Here is a 14,027-nt window from a genome sequence, read left to right as displayed (position 1 = left end):
TCTGGACGCCAACACCTTCACGGTCACGCCGCTCAACGGATCGACGTCGGTGACCGTGACGAGAGGGGCGCTGACTGTCACCCAGACGATCAGCGGGGCGACGACCCTGACGCCGGTCTGACCCCCACTCCCGTCCATCATAGGATTGGGCCGTTTATTCCGGCTTCGGTCTGGCCTTGGCAGCGATAGCTTGGGCCGTCTCGACCTGGTCGAGCATCTGATCCACGGCCTTGCGAACGAACTCGGCGCGACCCTTCGGCCCGACCAAGGCGTCCAGTCGGGCCAGCGCAGACCGCTCTAGCCCGACGTGGAAGCGGTGATGGTCGAGACGGTTGCGGCCCATGCGATCCCCCAGCGTGGACCGTCAGGGTAGCGGCCAGAGGTAAATGGACGGCGCCGGAAATCGGCGGTATAGATGGGGCCATGACCAACCAGCACGTTCATCTTTGCGTCGGCGGCCCTCACGACGGTCAGACGCTCGCTCAACCGGGCGGCGTTGATCGGGTCAAGGTGATGATCGAAGAGAACGGCAACTACGTCGAACGGGTCTACCGCCGCGAGGTGGTCAGCATCCAAGGCGAGGATCGGTTTGTCTGGGCTTTCGAGGGCACCACGCCCGCGCAGATCGAAGAAGCGGTCGCTGCCGCCGTCTAAACGGCCCAATCCGCCCGACCGGCCAAGGTGGGGGTCTCGCTCCCCTCAGGGGCGAGCGTGATCAACCGCTAATTGTTGGGGGTTGGCGGCGGAATCCGACAGTGATCCCGTCGCCGGCATGTCCAGTAGAGTAACGTTTTCCCACGCCGCCGAGAGCTATGTTCAGCACGGCGGCGAACCTCGCTTCCTCGCCCCCTTGCTGGCCCGGTTCGGGCCTGAGCCCGTCGACCAGATCACGCCCCTGGCGGTGCGTCAGGCAGCGGAGGAGGCCTATCCCGACGCATCGCCCGCGACGCGGAACCGGCAGTTCCTGACGCCCGCGCGGGCCATCCTCTATCACGCCCACGAGATGGGCTGGCGGATGCCGGCGCGCATCCGGCCCTTCCGGGCGCCGAAGGCCCGCGGCGAGCCTCCCGCCAGCCGCCGCTGGATGGAACGGTTCGTCGAGCAATGCGACGCCGACGGCCTGCCGCACCTGGCTGCCTGTCTGTTGTTCATGAACCTGACCGGCGCGCGGATCTCGGAAGCGATTGCCCTGCTGGGTCGCGACGTCGACCTGCGGCGCCGCACGGCCCTGCTGGTCAAGACGAAGACCGAGGTCAACAGCCTGCGCTACATGCCCGAGCATCTGACCGAGCGGATCCGCGATCTCGACCCGGGGCCGGAGGCGCGGGTGTTCCGCTACACCTCGCGCTTCTCTGTCAACGAGCGGATCGCCGCCGTCTGTCACCGGGCGGGCCTGCCCTACAAGTCCTCGCACCGCGCCGGGCGGCACGCCTTCGCGACCAATGCCCTGAACGGCGGCGTCAGCGTCCGGGTCGCCATGGATGCCGGCGGCTGGAAGACGTCGAGCATCTTTCTGGAAACCTACACCCACACGATCGACGCCGGGCGGACGGTGCGCGACCTGTTCGACGCCCAGCATCACCGCGACCAATTCTGAGCGCCCACGCGGTCAGAACGGACGAAGAACACCGCTGCGCATTTTCAGGTGAAGTCACCAAGGTGACTTCAGGAAAGTCACCAATGTTCACGGGCCGTTCGGAGAGCAGATAGCAAAAACCCCGCCGTAGCGGGGCCTGCGATGGTACGTCCTCTCGGGCTCGAACCGAGGACCCTCTGATTAAAAGTCAGATGCTCTAACCAACTGAGCTAAGGACGCACATCGTGGTCGCAGAACGGCTGGGCCGTTTCGCGGTTGCGCCTTCTGGTTCATCGAGCCGTTCGGGTCAAGGGCTGTGGGTCGCCTTCCTTTTCTGATGATGTCGTTTGGCGTCGTGACTCCGGTCTTGTGACCGCTATTGTGAGCGAACATTAGGGGATGGACGGGCATGCGCGGTTTCGGATTCATGGCGGCTTCTGTCGCACTCATCGGCCTTGCAGGGTGCAACCAGACCGAGGGCAAGGCGGTCGCCGCTCCGGCTGTCGCCCAGGCCGCACCGCAGCCCAGCCCGGTGATGCAGGAGACCTTCGTCGACTGCACCTGGGGCGAGACCCAGGGGTCGGGCCTGTCGGTCTGGAGCTATGCCTGTCCGCAGGCCGGAAATACGCACATGGTCTATGACGCCAGCCTGCCGGGCTTCGCCCTGGAGGGGACCTACGACGGCCAGACGTCGCGCAGCCCGGCCATTATCGTGTTCAAGAAGGCCGCCGACGCGCCGATCGAATCCGTTCTGGCCGATGCCCGGACGAAGTCGCCGGGGCCGCATACGGCACAGTGCGTGCTGGCGCGGCCGACCTATGACGGTGCCGCCGAAGGCATCTACCACCTCGTTCCGCCGGCGCCGGTCAAGGCGCAATGGGATGCCTTCTCCTCCGGCGAGGGCGACGCGGAGCCGATGGATCCGCCGTGCGGCGATCTGGGTGAGCAGATGTCGGGCGATCACGTCTTCTATGTGCTGGAAGGCGACCCGACGACGGTGCTGTGGGTCAATTTCGGCAGCGAGATCCAGCCGTTCGAGGCCGCCTCGATCCGGCCTTTGAACGCGGGCTAGGCTCTGGTGCAGTGGCGTAGCGTCCTCCTGTCGATCTCGGTGCTCGCCCTGCTGACCGGCTGTTCGGCCGCGCGGCAGGTGGGGGCGGGGTTCGGCGATGCCGCGACCCAGCCGCTGGTCGACCTGAACGTGCGTCGGGACCTGATCCCGACCGTGCTGCGGCAGGCCCAGGCGAATCCCTATGACCGTCGCAACCTGAGCCAGTGCACGACCATCGGGGCCGAGGTGGCCCGGCTGGACGAGGCTCTGGGGCCGGACCGGGACGAACCGCCGGCACCGGACAGCCCGACCCTTAACGAGCGGGCCCAGGATGCGCTGGCGGAGGCCATGCTGGACGCGATCCGGGACGCGGCGACCGACTTCATTCCCTACCGCAGCTGGATCCGGCAGCTGACCGGCGCCCAGGCGCGGTCGAAGGCCGTTCAGGACGCGATCGAGGCCGGACGGCTCAGGAGGGCCTTTCTGAAGGGGCTGGGCATGCGGGCTGACTGTTCGCCGCCGGCCTCGCCCGCCTGGTTCCGGCCGACGGGACGGTCGCAGCGTTGACAGTGAGCCTGTTCGCGGCGAGCCTCGATCCAAGACCCTGGAGTTGCATCATGTCCCGCACCGAACCGTCCCGTTTCCAGCGAATCTTCACGATCCTGATTATCGCGTTGGCGGTTCGCGCCCTCTTTGGAGACGCAATCGGCGCTTTCCTGGACGGCATGTACATCGGGTTCACCGACGGGATTTAGCGGCCCGTGCCTGGACGGCGCCTGTCGCTGCGGTCGCCTCTGATCTGGACCGTCCCGTCTTTGGCGAAGGCCTCGAAGGACGGTTTGTCGATGTTGCGGAACTCGCCGGTGCGGTCCCAGTCCCAGTCGAAGGAGATGCGTTCGCCCTTGTGAGCGAACTTTCCGGACCAGTGGGCGAAGAAGGAATATTTGTCGCCGCCGATGATGATGACGTGGCGGTGCAGCGCTGTCTCGTTGCCGTCCGGGCGGGGCGGCTCCTCGAGGTAGGTGTTGTAGGCGTGGAAGCCTGACTTCTCGATGCGCATGTCAGTTCGACGTGTGGCGGGCGTGGAAGTCGCGGCGGAACTGTTCGAAGCGGCCGTGCTGGATGGCGTCGCGCATGGCAGCGGTCAGGGCCTGGAAGAAGGCGATGTTGTGCCAGCTCAGCAGGATCTTGCCGAGGATCTCGTCGGCCCGGATCAGGTGGTGCAGATAGGCCTTCGAATACGACGAGGACGGGCCGGAGAGGGTCGGGTCCAGCGGGTCCTGGTCCTCGGCGAAGCGGGCGTTCTTGAGGTTCATCGGACCGTCCCAGGTCCAGGCCTGACCGTGACGGCCGGCGCGGGTGGGCAGGACGCAGTCGAACATGTCGACGCCGCGATAAACGGCTTCCACGAGGTCGATGGGCTTGCCGACGCCCATCAGATAGCGGGGACGGTCGGCGGGCAGCATGTCGGGGGCGTAGTCGAGGACCTCGCACATGGCCGTGTGGCCTTCGCCGACGGCGAGACCGCCGATGGCGTAGCCGTCGAAGCCGATCTCCTGAAGCTGTTCCGACGACTGGCGGCGCAGATCCTCGAAGGTCGAGCCCTGCTGGATGCCGAACAGGGCCTGGGTCTCGCGCGTGCCGAAGGCGGCTTTCGAGCGGGCGCCCCAGCGGATTGAGAGTTCCATCGCGGCTTTCGCGGCGGGCTTTTCGGCCGGGTAGGCCACACATTGGTCGAGCTGCATCGAGATGTCGGCGCCGATGCGGTCGGCCTGGATCTCGATCGACCGCTCCGGCGACAGGACGTGTTTCGAGCCGTCGATGTGGCTGGAGAAGGTGACGGCGTCCTCCTTCACCTTCGAGATGCCGGCCAGAGACATGACCTGGAAGCCGCCGCTGTCGGTCAGAATCGGCTTGTTCCAGCCCATGAACTTGTGGAGGCCGCCGAGCCGCTCCATCCGCTCGGGCCCCGGGCGCAGCATCAGGTGATAGGTGTTGCCCAGGATGATGTCGGCGCCGGTCGCCTTCACCTGATCCACCGTCATCGCCTTGACCGTGGCGGCCGTGCCGACCGGCATGAAGGCGGGGGTGCGGATGTCGCCGCGCGGGGTCTTCAGGACCCCGGTGCGGGCGCGGCCAACGGTTGCGGAAATGTCGAACGGGAAGGGCAAGGGCGGGTCTCGATGGGGGGAGGCGCGTCTTAGAGCGGGGGCGTGGCCTTGGGAAGGCGGGGAGGGCGGGGTATCCGGACTCCGAAAAAACAGTCCGCCGAGTCCGGCGAGTCCGGATGGCGGGCGAGGCGGCCCGCGGTGCGACTCCGAAAAGGGAGTCGACAGAGTCGACAGAGTCTACATCGAGGTCTGGGTCTGGGGCGGCGATGTCAAAGATCAACGGCAGTGTCGCACGGTTTTGAGGGGCGCCTGCAATAAGGGCTCTCGTCAGGGCCGGGCGTTGATTTGAAAGGCGGATTCGGGGGATGTGTTGATGGGTATGTGCCTTCTTTCGTCATTCCGGGCGAAGGCGAGCGCAGCGAGACGCAGACCCGGAACAAGGCGGCGCCGGAGCGAAGCGGAGGCGATGGTTCAGCGCATCCATCCGTGACAGCTTCGCGCTCTCGCGCGCCGCATTGTTCCGGGTCTTCGCTGCGCTACGCCCGGAATGACGAAAGAAAGAAGCTCTGCGGGTCAGGGACGCGCAGGCCTCACTGGCGCCAGCTTCCTGCGTTGCCGCGCCAGCGCCAGCGGCGTGCCGTCGGCGTCCCAGACGGTGGCTTCGTCGACGGTCCAGCCGGAGCCAAAGTCGAGCATGCGGAACTCGAAGAAGGCCCAGCCGTCGGGGCAGTGTTCGGGCGTCGGGTCGGTCAGGATGTCGTAGCGGAGATCGACGGTCGCCATGCCCAGCGGCTTGTCCAGCGCGGTCCAGACGGGCGGATAGAGGGCGTCCAGAAGGTAGCAGAGGCCGATGGCGTCGAGCGGGCCTCCGTCGCGAATCTTCATCCAGCAGCGCTCGATGACGGGACGGCCGGGAACGGGCTGGAGGATGTGGGGGCCGGTCTCGAAGCGGTAGTCGACGTGCTGGGAAAAGCGCGGGGCCATCGGGCCTTCCAGATCACGGCCGGCTTTCAGCGCCTCCAACGGGGGCGGGGCGGCGAGCGGGGTCATGGCCGGGCCGGGAACGTCGTCGCCGAAGGTGGCGCTCGCGTGGTTGGTCAGCCGGTCCTGGCCCTCCTTGTCCTTCTGGGTAACGTCAACCTGGGCGAAGGAGGCGCTGCGGCCGCCGCGCAGCAGGCGAGGCGTAAAGTGGATCGGCTGACCGAAACGGGCCGGGGTCATGTACTGGACCGACAGGCTGCGCAGCGGCGCGGCGATGCCGAGGCCGGTCTGCATCGATGAGGCGCAGAGAGCCGCGATCAGGCCGCCGAAGGGAAATCCGGTTTCCGGCGGGGCGTTGAGCCGGCCGTTGGAGAAGTCGCCGTGCAGGTCGGCGCTGAGCACGCCGTCTTCGCCGGGCGTGAGGGTCAGGGCTTCGGCGATCGTCTGTTCAGGCATGCGTGCGTCGTAGCTCGTGAAAAGAACGGGCGGAAGCCGGAGCCGCCGCCCGCAAGTCGGGAATGCAGGAACGCCGCGAGGGCTGCTCGCCGCGTCCGTAGCGAAACAAAACTGACTTACTGCGTTCCTTTTGGCAACCCTCTTGCCAAACCGCTGACGCAGGGTCACTTTCAACTTCCTAGTAGGGCGTCCTCTTATCGGAAAACCGCCCACACTTTTCCGGACGACGCCTATGGGAAGAACCGCAGACTACTCAAAACAAAGCTGTTCCATCGCCGCGACGCTGGAGGTCATCGGCGATCCGTGGACGCTTCTGGTCATTCGCGACGCCTTCCAGGGGGTGAAGCGGTTCGAACAGTGGCAGGAGCGGCTCGGCGTGGCCCGCAACGTCCTGGCCGCGCGGCTCAAGACCCTGGTGCAGCACGGGGTGCTGGAGCCGCAGCTCTATTCCGAACGGCCGCCACGCAATGAATATGTGCTGACGGCCAAGGGTCGGGCCCTGTCGGACGTGCTGATCGTCATGCATGGCTGGGGCTCGCAGCACCTGTACGGCGACGCGGATTCCGGCGTCAGTTTCACCCACAAGACCTGCGGCGCCGAACTGAAGCCGCGCGTGGCCTGTGGCTGTTGCGGCGAAATCGTGAAGCGGCGGGACACCGAGATCCATTTCCACGCCAACCGGCCGACGGTGGCCGACGTGCTGCCCAAGGAAGCGGTCACGGAAGACGCGGCGTGAGTGGCCCGCCGGTCACCCTGATCGGCAATCCGGTCTCGCCCTATGTGCGCAAGATCCTGGCGATCTGCGCGGTGAAGGGGATCGAGGTCGCCATCGATCCGATCACCCCGTTCCGGGGCGATGAGACCTTCTCGAAGATCAGTCCGTTGCGGCGGATCCCGGTGTGGATCGAGGGCGATCTGACGCTGTGCGACAGCAGCATCATCGCCCAGTATATCGAGGACACACAGCCTACGCCGTCGGTGCTGCCGACCGATCCGGGGGACCGGGCCCGGGCGCGCTGGATCGAGGAATACGCCGACACCCGGCTGTTCGACGTGCTGGGGTGGAAGCTGTTCTTCCAGGTGGCGATCAAGCCGCGCATCCTGAAGGAAGAGACCGACCCCGCCCTCGTCGAGAAGGCCAGGACGGTCGAGATCCCGGAGACCTTCGACTACCTCGAAACGGTGATGCCCGAGACCGGTTTCCTGTTCGGGGATGCAGCCGGACTGGCGGATTACAGCCTGGCGCCGGCCTTCCTGAACGCGCGGGTCGTGGGGGTCGAGGTCGATGCCGCGCGCTGGCCCAAGCTGGCCGGATGGCTGGGGCGGGTGGAGAGCGAGACGCCGCTGAAGAAACTCAATGACGTGGCGATGGCCTTCATGACGACCCGGCTGGCGGACCAGCCGGGCGTCCTGGCCGAGCACGGCTATGTGCTGGCCGAACGGTCGCACGACGGCGGGCGGGCGATGCGCGGACCGATGTCGCCGGTCTAGCTTTGAGGTCGGTGTTCGAGGCGGCTGGCGGTCTTCGGATTGGCGAGGGCGACGGGAAACCCGGAGGCCAGCGGCATGGCATAGACGACGGACGTCACCGTGAGTTGTTCTTTCCGCATGCGATCCAGGATCAGGGAGCGGCTGTCGACCTTGTACAGCCTGACCGCGACAGCATCCTCTCCGACCGGAAGTCGGCCGCAAGCCAGATAGTGCACGGTGACGGGCGTGGCCACGGTGCGGCGGCGGCCGTTGAGCGTGGAGGTCTCACTGGCGGCGATGACCGTCGATTGGCCGACCTGAAGGGTCGCGAGCGTGGTCATGGGATCGGCGGGGTAGGTTTTTTGCCGGGTTCCGCCCGGTGCGCCGACCACGAACAGGCCGGCGATCGTCACCGGGCGGCAGGGGCCCCTGCCCTGGGGTCGACAGGTCTTGGTACTGCATCCCGATCCGGGCGCCTTCGACCGAGACGATGCGCCGCGACGAGCGCCTGCCGTCGTCGTCACGGAAGACGTAGTCGGCGCCGACCTCGGGCGGCGTGTAGGCCGACAAGGGGGTGCAGTGAGCGTCGGCCACGAAGCCCGCAGGGAACTCGCTGTCAAAGGCTTCGGGGCCGACAACCGGCAGGGGCTCTTCCGCTGTTGGCGCGCAGGCGGAGAGAAAGCCTGCCGGGAGAACGGACAACAGGACTTTGACTGCATTGAGGATGGGTCCGTACGGGACAAGCGATGACGATGGCCTCATCGCTGTGGCGCGGGAACGGGCTCGGGGCCGGACCAATCGAAGCCCTGATAGGTTTCCTCGTCTCGTGGACTGGCATAGGCCAGGAAAACAGCGCGGCTGTGAGCTCTGGCGAACAACTGGCGCATGCCCTCGATGCGGGCCAGAGTCAGGCTTTCGCGTACGTATCGCCGCCTGGACACCGGCTCCAGCGAACCGTCCGGACGCGGTATCCATGCGTGGACGCGAACCCGGCCCATCCGAAAGCCGCGGTCGTTAAAATAGCTGCGCGTCTGTCCATTGACGTCGTCGAAGCTGGCGCGTGAGGACGAGACCCAGCAGAGGCGCGAGTAGGTTGTGCCCTGGCCGCCTGCGCGGATCCAGCTGGCGCCGGTCAGGACGCGCAACTCAACGCCGTCGACTGTTCGGGTGTAACCGCGAAGTGTTGCATCCTCTACGCCCGGAAGCGACAGATGCTCGAATTCGGGTCTATTCAAGGGCGCGAACCCATCGGCCTCTGCGTAGGCCCATGTCATCCGGTGGTCACCATCTGGGCCAATACAGTAACGCTGCGCCATGGCGAACAAATCGTCAGGCGCGGCGTCTATTGGAGGTGACGCGTGAGGTGGCGCAGAGAGCGGCTGAAACATCAGTGCGATGCAAAGAATCTTAAAAAACACTGGCCAGCCGCTCTCTGACTACTTCTCTAAAATTCAGCCCGGGCTAATTTGGCAAGAATAACCGTCGTCGTCGGTGCAGCTGTTCACACAGAACGAAAGCATCTGATAGCCGGTGACCGGATCTTCTGTGCCAAATGCATCGACGCAACCTTGGTAGCAACGGTCGCAACCGCCCCCTGCGGCATAGGCGGACACCGGCGACAGTGCGATGATGCCGAGAGAGGCCACCGTTGCGGCGACAAGTTTCAGGTTCATACCCTTACCCTCCATGCGGAACAGCCCGCATGCAACCTTCGCTCGAAAAGGGGGGGCGCGAGTCAACCCGGCCCCATGACGCTGACCCGGCGCCGCGTCGACCAGGCGCCCGCGCCTTTTGCGTGTACGTCCAGGGGGTTGTGATTGAGCCCTGGCGATACGCCGCGTCACGCCGCCTTCGGTGATCGCGGAAATGTGAACGGCACGCTCCCGTCGCCGGCGCGCGCCGATGTCACCGGTCTATCCCTTGAAGACGTCCGCGTGGCGGGTGATCAGGGGGACGACGATGTCCTCCTCGTCCTCCAGATGGCGGCCCAGCGACGGGCCGGCCTGGTCGAGGGCGTCGGCGAGGCGGGCGGCGGCGTCGCTGGCGGTCGGGGCGTTTCCGCTGACGCCCTGATGGAAGGCGAGACCGGTCTGGAACAGGGCGTCGAGGTGGCCGTGGATGACGTCGTGGTCGCGGTCCAGCAGGTCGATTCCGGCGCCGATGCGGGGCTCCACCTGACGCATGGTCGGGAAATAGTGATGGGTCTCGATGTTGTGGTGGCCGTCAAGGTGCTGGAGGAACGACTGCAGGGTGGGGATCAGCCGGCGGTGCAGGTCGGGCAGGGCGAGAGAGCCCGCGCGCCACTGGGTCGTCAGGGCGTCCATGCTCGCGACCTCGCGGCGGAAGCCGGAGTGCATCTGAAGCCAGAAGCGGGCCATGGCGGCGACTTCGGCGCCATGCCAGCGGTCGCGGGGGAGGTCCGCAAGCAGGTAACGGTACTGTTCGGGCAGGCCCGGGCGGGTGGCGAGGTCGTCAGACAACGGCTGAAACGACACTGGCCGTCGTCGTCGCGATGAAGCCGCCGCCCAGCAGGCGGTCCGGGTCGGCGGGGTCGTAGAGGGCGCAGGCCTGGCCGGGGGCGACGCCTTCCTCGCCCGTCTCGAACACGACCGAGATGGCGCCGTCCTGGAGCGTCAGGCGGGCGGGCGAGGGCGGGCGGGTCGAGCGAACGCGGGCCAGCACCGGGGCGTTGGCCTCGGCGGCGGCTTCGATGGAGGGGGCGTCGCCGAGCCAGTTGGTTTCGTCGAGCGTCAGGGAGGCGGTCAGCAGGGCCTCGCGGGGGCCGACAATGACGCGGCGATTGTCGGGGTCGAGCTTCGTCACGAACAGGGGCTCGCCGACAGTGACGTTCAGGCCCCGGCGCTGGCCGATGGTGTAGTCGGTGATGCCTGCGTGACTGCCAAGGACGCGACCGTCCATGTGCACGATCTCGCCGGCCTCGCGGCCTTGAGGACGCAGGCGGTCGATCAGGGTGCGATAGTCGCCGGACGGGACGAAGCAGATGTCCTGGCTGTCGGGCTTGGCGGCGATCTTCAGGCCCAGGGACTGGGCGACGCCTCGCACGGCGGGCTTTTCCAGACCGGCGAGCGGGAAGCGCAGATAGTCGAGCTGGTCGCGGGTGGTGGCGAACAGGAAATAGGACTGGTCGCGCGAGGGATCGATGGCCTTGCGCATCTGGGTCCGGCCGTCGGCGGCGACGGCCCGGCCGACATAGTGACCGGTGGCCATGGCGGCGGCGCCGAGGTCGCGGGCGACGTCGAGCAGGTCGCGGAACTTGACCGTCTGATTGCAGCGGATGCAGGGGACCGGGGTCCGGCCCTGGAGATAGTCGTCGGCGAACTGGTCGATCACCGCGTCGCGGAAGCGGCTCTCGTAATCGAGGACATAGTGGGGGATGCCCAGCATCTCGGCGGCGAGACGGGCGTCGTGGATGTCCTGGCCCGCGCAGCAGGCGCCCTTCTTCTTCAGCGCGGCGCCGTGGTCGTACAGCTGGAGGGTGACGCCGACGACGTCATAGCCGGCCTTGTGCAGCAGGGCGGCCACGACGGTGGAGTCCACCCCGCCCGACATGGCCGCGACGACGCGCGAGCCGACCGGCAGGCCGACCGCCAGACGCGCGCTCTCGACCGCCGCATCCAGCTCGGCCGGAGACGACAGGGGGGCGATGTCGGGGATCGCGCAGAGGGGCTCGATGAGCGTCATGGCGCGCATATAGAGGCGATGGGGGAAGATTTCGAGGCCGGGCCTCCAAACGACGACGGCCGCCCCCGTCACCGGGTGCGGCCGTCGTTCGTCGGGGAGAGGAAACGCTTACGAGCGGTAGTTCTGGATCCGCGTCGTGCGCAGGCCCTGCATGCCCCATTTGTCGATCGCCTTCTGCCAGGCGAGGAACTCCTCGGCCGTCAGACGATAGCGCAGGAGCGCGTCGTCCAGGCTGAGCAGTCCGCCGCGCACGGCCGCGACCACCTCCGCCTTGCGACGGATGACCCAACGATCGGTATTCTCGGGCGGCAGGTCGCGCATCGTCAGGGGGGTGCCCGTCGGACCGACGACATACTGTTCGCCCTGCTTGTTCACTCGACGCTCTTGCAACATGGGCTTTTGCCTCATTCACCACCACCAATTGATCGTGAAGGTAGCGTGGCGCCGCTAAGGCCGGGTTTAGCGTCGTGGTGAAGGAATGGATAAAATCCGATCCGTCCACGAACGCCGTTTCGGCGAGATGTTGAGTAAATCTTCATCTAGTTGAACGCCGCGTTACCTGAAGATCAGCGTTTGATGCTGATGAGTTCGGCCAACATCTCATCCGCCGTGGTGATGATCTTGGACGAGGCTGAGTAGGCGCGCTGGGTTGTGATCAGGCCGGTGAACTCCAGCGACAGATCGACCGTGGAGGCTTCCAGCTGGGACGCGCCGATCAGGCCGGCGCCGCCGCTGCCCGGCGCCTTGAGGTTATAGGTGCCGGAGCCCTGGCTGACCCGGTAGGCGTTGGCGTTGGCGACCGCGAGACTGTCGGCGCTGACGAAGGTGGCCAGGGCGACCTGTGCGACGCGGCGCGTGACGCCGTTGTCGAAGATGGCGGTGACATAGCCCTCGTCGTCGATCTCGATGTTCGACAGGTTGCCGAAGGCGGTGCCGTTGGTCACCACGGCCTGAACGATCGAGTCCGAGTCGTACTGGGTCAGGCCGCCGGCGGACGCCGACAGGTCGAAGGTGATGGTCTGGTCGTCGATGCCCAGCGAGTCGCGCCATTGGGGCGCCGTGGCGGTGCCGACGGCTGCCGGGTCGGAGGCGCCGATCGTGAGGGCCGCAGTGGCGAAGTCATTGAAGAGATAGGGGGGCGGGGTACCTGCCAGGATCGCCGCATCGTTCGCCGTCTTCATGTCGGCGACGTTCAGCCGGCCGTCCGAGGTGAACAGGACAAGGCCGGACTTCAGGATGCCGTTGGCCGGCGCCGAGCCGTTCTCGATGTCGGTGGCGGGAATGACGTGGACCTCAGCACGCCATTCGTTGGGGTTTAAGGTCTTGAGGAACGAGTAGGCGATGGTGCGCTGGCCGCCCTTGGAGTCCGACGCGGGGATTGTGATCTGGAAGTCGGGTTTGAAGCCCGTGCCGGCTTCGGCGTCGTAAACCGACATCGAGTTGGTCGCGACGTTGTATGTGGCCAGGTCCGGCGACGGCTTCTGGCTGGACTGCAGGTTGGCGTTGAGCTGGGCGCGGGTGGTCGGCTCGGCCGTGCCGCCGACCGAGCCGACGTTGATGGTCCGCAGGCGGTTAAGGTCCGAGGGGTCGGTGGCGATATTGCCTTCCGAGTCGACCGGCCAGCCCTGCAGGTACAGACCCGCCGTGTTCTTCAGATAGCCGAGGTTGTCGACGCTGAAGGCGCCGGCCCGGGTGAACAGGCGGCTGTCCGTGATCTGCACGTTCTCGGGCCGTTCGGTGACGACGAAGAAGCCCTGGCCGGCGATGCCGAGGTCGGTGTTCGATGTCGTGCGCTGCAGCTGGCCGTTCTGGCTGGTGTAGTGGCGGGCCGTGGCCAGCACGCCGCCGGCGGAATAGCCGGCGCCCTGCGACTGGCTGTTGATCACCGTCTGGAACTCGCCGGCGGTGCGCTTGTAGCCGACGGTGTTCACGTTCGCGATGTTCTGGGAGATCGCGGCCAGGGCGGCCGAGTTGGCGGTCAGGCCGGACACGCCGGCCAGAAGGGCGCTGTTGATACTCATGGCGCTAGGCTCCTTACGAGAACAGTTTCAATGGGTTGAGTGAAGTGCGCGCGGTCATCAGGCCGTCTCGCCGTCGTCGTTGGCGGGGGGCGTCGCATTCCGCGCCTCTTCCAGCGCGATCACCGTGGAGAGCGGAAGGATGGAATTGCCGACGGTCAGATAGGGCTCGCCGTCGTAGATCTCGACGCCGGTGATGCGGCCGCGGGTCAGAACCTGGCTGTCGATGGCCTGGCCGGCGGCGTCCTTGGCCACGACCCGCAGCGAATAGACCTGACCGTCCTGGCCGTCGTTGCCGCTGGTGGCCTCGCCGTCCCAGGTGAAATCATGGACGCCCGTGGTCCGGTCGGGGGCGTCGCCGGACCAGACGACCTTGCCCGCGCCATCCAGCACCTCCAGCCTCGCCGAGGCTGCGTTCGACGCCAGCTCATAGCTCCAGGTCGCTTCGCCGTCGGTGAATTTGGTGGCCGACCAGGCCGCGGTGGCTTCCTTGCCGATATAGGTGGCCGCGCCGGCCAGGCCGCCGCCGCCCTGGGCCGCCAGCAGGCCTTTTAGCAGGTCGTTGGTCAGCAGTTGCTGTTCGACGCCGGCCATCTGCGTCAGCTGTGCGGTGAACTGGTTGGAATCGACCGGCGACAGCGGATCCTGGTTCTTCAACTGCG

The 14,027-nt window shown here is 66.6% G+C and carries 19 protein-coding genes and 1 tRNA gene; 7 read left to right on the top strand and 13 right to left on the bottom strand.

The features are described 5' to 3' along the window. Positions 1–154: 154 nt before the first annotated feature. Positions 155–343 (bottom strand): hypothetical protein, encoded by a 189-nt coding sequence (locus RMO01_RS12695; RefSeq protein ID WP_309629423.1) that lies wholly within the window; start codon positions 341–343, stop codon positions 155–157. An 80-nt stretch (positions 344–423) separates the two neighbouring features. Here RMO01_RS12695 and RMO01_RS12690 point away from each other — a divergent pair, with 80 nt between their 5' ends. Together RMO01_RS12690 and RMO01_RS12685 are read left to right on the top strand one after the other, a co-directional pair. Then, on the top strand, positions 424–654 hold the full coding sequence (locus RMO01_RS12690) for a hypothetical protein (RefSeq protein ID WP_309629422.1): 231 nt from the start codon (positions 424–426) through the stop codon (positions 652–654). Between the two features lie 118 nt (positions 655–772). Continuing rightward, a complete protein-coding gene (locus RMO01_RS12685) occupies positions 773–1,597 on the top strand; it encodes a tyrosine-type recombinase/integrase (RefSeq protein ID WP_309629421.1) in 825 nt (274 codons plus the stop codon). Positions 1,598–1,739: 142 nt separating this feature from the next. Here the strand turns inward: RMO01_RS12685 and RMO01_RS12680 are convergent. Beyond that, a tRNA-Lys gene (locus RMO01_RS12680) sits at positions 1,740–1,816 on the bottom strand. Positions 1,817–1,985: 169 nt separating this feature from the next. Between RMO01_RS12680 and RMO01_RS12675 the strand changes: the two genes are divergently transcribed. The 3 genes from RMO01_RS12675 to RMO01_RS12665 are packed head-to-tail and all read left to right on the top strand — an operon-like array spanning position 1,986 to position 3,382. Continuing rightward, a complete protein-coding gene (locus tag RMO01_RS12675; protein WP_309629420.1) occupies positions 1,986–2,648 on the top strand; it encodes a hypothetical protein in 663 nt (220 codons plus the stop codon). A 6-nt stretch (positions 2,649–2,654) separates the two neighbouring features. Then, a complete protein-coding gene (locus RMO01_RS12670) occupies positions 2,655–3,194 on the top strand; it encodes a hypothetical protein (RefSeq protein WP_309629419.1) in 540 nt (179 codons plus the stop codon). Positions 3,195–3,244: 50 nt separating this feature from the next. Then, complete coding sequence (locus tag RMO01_RS12665) at positions 3,245–3,382, top strand: hypothetical protein (protein WP_309629418.1); 138 nt, start codon at positions 3,245–3,247, stop codon at positions 3,380–3,382. Here the strand turns inward: RMO01_RS12665 and RMO01_RS12660 are convergent. From RMO01_RS12660 to RMO01_RS12650, 3 genes are all read right to left on the bottom strand, one after another. Next, on the bottom strand, positions 3,379–3,687 hold the full coding sequence (locus RMO01_RS12660; RefSeq protein ID WP_309629417.1) for a hypothetical protein: 309 nt from the start codon (positions 3,685–3,687) through the stop codon (positions 3,379–3,381). The two genes, RMO01_RS12665 and RMO01_RS12660, sit on opposite strands and share 4 nt — an antisense overlap. A gap of 1 nt (position 3,688) precedes the next feature. Continuing rightward, entirely contained in the window at positions 3,689–4,798 is a 1,110-nt protein-coding gene (tgt, locus tag RMO01_RS12655; protein WP_309629416.1) for a tRNA guanosine(34) transglycosylase Tgt, read from the bottom strand. A gap of 513 nt (positions 4,799–5,311) precedes the next feature. Beyond that, positions 5,312–6,175 carry a thioesterase family protein gene (locus tag RMO01_RS12650; protein ID WP_309629415.1) on the bottom strand — a complete coding sequence of 288 codons (864 nt, stop codon included), beginning with the start codon at positions 6,173–6,175 and terminating at the stop codon, positions 5,312–5,314. Positions 6,176–6,407: 232 nt separating this feature from the next. On the opposite strand from RMO01_RS12650, the gene RMO01_RS12645 reads away from it, so the two are divergent. Then, complete coding sequence (locus RMO01_RS12645; protein WP_309629414.1) at positions 6,408–6,911, top strand: helix-turn-helix domain-containing protein; 504 nt, start codon at positions 6,408–6,410, stop codon at positions 6,909–6,911. Beyond that, positions 6,908–7,666 (top strand): glutathione S-transferase family protein, encoded by a 759-nt coding sequence (locus tag RMO01_RS12640; RefSeq protein WP_309629413.1) that lies wholly within the window; start codon positions 6,908–6,910, stop codon positions 7,664–7,666. Before RMO01_RS12645 ends, RMO01_RS12640 begins: the two co-directional genes overlap by 4 nt. Here the strand turns inward: RMO01_RS12640 and RMO01_RS12635 are convergent. The 8 genes from RMO01_RS12635 to RMO01_RS12600 all read right to left on the bottom strand — a co-directional run. Continuing rightward, positions 7,663–8,058: a hypothetical protein gene (locus RMO01_RS12635; RefSeq protein ID WP_309629412.1), complete on the bottom strand. Its 396-nt coding sequence runs from the start codon at positions 8,056–8,058 to the stop codon at positions 7,663–7,665. The two genes, RMO01_RS12640 and RMO01_RS12635, sit on opposite strands and share 4 nt — an antisense overlap. Positions 8,059–8,403: 345 nt before the next feature. Further along, a complete protein-coding gene (locus RMO01_RS12630) occupies positions 8,404–8,880 on the bottom strand; it encodes a hypothetical protein (RefSeq protein ID WP_309629411.1) in 477 nt (158 codons plus the stop codon). Between the two features lie 216 nt (positions 8,881–9,096). Continuing rightward, positions 9,097–9,318 (bottom strand): hypothetical protein, encoded by a 222-nt coding sequence (locus tag RMO01_RS12625; protein WP_309629410.1) that lies wholly within the window; start codon positions 9,316–9,318, stop codon positions 9,097–9,099. Positions 9,319–9,558: 240 nt separating this feature from the next. Further along, positions 9,559–10,125: a hemerythrin domain-containing protein gene (locus RMO01_RS12620; RefSeq protein WP_309629409.1), complete on the bottom strand. Its 567-nt coding sequence runs from the start codon at positions 10,123–10,125 to the stop codon at positions 9,559–9,561. Then, a complete protein-coding gene (gene mnmA / locus RMO01_RS12615) occupies positions 10,118–11,356 on the bottom strand; it encodes a tRNA 2-thiouridine(34) synthase MnmA (protein ID WP_309629424.1) in 1,239 nt (412 codons plus the stop codon). Before mnmA ends, RMO01_RS12620 begins: the two co-directional genes overlap by 8 nt. 99 nt (positions 11,357–11,455) lie before the next feature. After that, the gene (locus RMO01_RS12610; protein ID WP_271085516.1) at positions 11,456–11,740 is read right to left on the bottom strand and encodes a DUF1153 domain-containing protein; all 285 of its coding nucleotides are present in this window, start codon (positions 11,738–11,740) and stop codon (positions 11,456–11,458) included. A gap of 173 nt (positions 11,741–11,913) precedes the next feature. Continuing rightward, on the bottom strand, positions 11,914–13,368 hold the full coding sequence (locus tag RMO01_RS12605; protein ID WP_309629408.1) for a flagellar hook protein FlgE: 1,455 nt from the start codon (positions 13,366–13,368) through the stop codon (positions 11,914–11,916). A gap of 57 nt (positions 13,369–13,425) precedes the next feature. Next, a partial coding sequence (locus RMO01_RS12600) for a FlgD immunoglobulin-like domain containing protein (protein WP_309629407.1) occupies positions 13,426–14,027 on the bottom strand: 602 nt, incomplete at its 5' end.

Source organism: Brevundimonas sp. (assembly GCF_031412435.1).
Lineage (GTDB): Bacteria > Pseudomonadota > Alphaproteobacteria > Caulobacterales > Caulobacteraceae > Brevundimonas.
Note: the sequence above shows the minus strand (reverse complement) of the source record. Positions and strands in the feature narration are given on the sequence as shown.

Bases quoted from the DNA above. Each gene is read 5' to 3' on its own strand.
- RMO01_RS12605 (WP_309629408.1), bottom strand. From the start codon at position 13,368: ATGAGTATCAACAGCGCCCTTCTGGCCGGCGTGTCCGGCCTGACCGCC.
- RMO01_RS12695 (WP_309629423.1), bottom strand. From the start codon at position 343: ATGGGCCGCAACCGTCTCGACCATCACCGCTTCCACGTCGGGCTAGAG.
- RMO01_RS12660 (WP_309629417.1), bottom strand. From the start codon at position 3,687: ATGCGCATCGAGAAGTCAGGCTTCCACGCCTACAACACCTACCTCGAG.
- RMO01_RS12685 (WP_309629421.1), top strand. From the start codon at position 773: ATGTCCAGTAGAGTAACGTTTTCCCACGCCGCCGAGAGCTATGTTCAG.
- RMO01_RS12690 (WP_309629422.1), top strand. From the start codon at position 424: ATGACCAACCAGCACGTTCATCTTTGCGTCGGCGGCCCTCACGACGGT.
- RMO01_RS12645 (WP_309629414.1), top strand. From the start codon at position 6,408: ATGGGAAGAACCGCAGACTACTCAAAACAAAGCTGTTCCATCGCCGCG.
- RMO01_RS12665 (WP_309629418.1), top strand. From the start codon at position 3,245: ATGTCCCGCACCGAACCGTCCCGTTTCCAGCGAATCTTCACGATCCTG.
- RMO01_RS12675 (WP_309629420.1), top strand. From the start codon at position 1,986: ATGCGCGGTTTCGGATTCATGGCGGCTTCTGTCGCACTCATCGGCCTT.
- RMO01_RS12625 (WP_309629410.1), bottom strand. From the start codon at position 9,318: ATGAACCTGAAACTTGTCGCCGCAACGGTGGCCTCTCTCGGCATCATC.
- RMO01_RS12610 (WP_271085516.1), bottom strand. From the start codon at position 11,740: ATGTTGCAAGAGCGTCGAGTGAACAAGCAGGGCGAACAGTATGTCGTC.
- mnmA (WP_309629424.1), bottom strand. From the start codon at position 11,356: ATGCGCGCCATGACGCTCATCGAGCCCCTCTGCGCGATCCCCGACATC.
- RMO01_RS12650 (WP_309629415.1), bottom strand. From the start codon at position 6,175: ATGCCTGAACAGACGATCGCCGAAGCCCTGACCCTCACGCCCGGCGAA.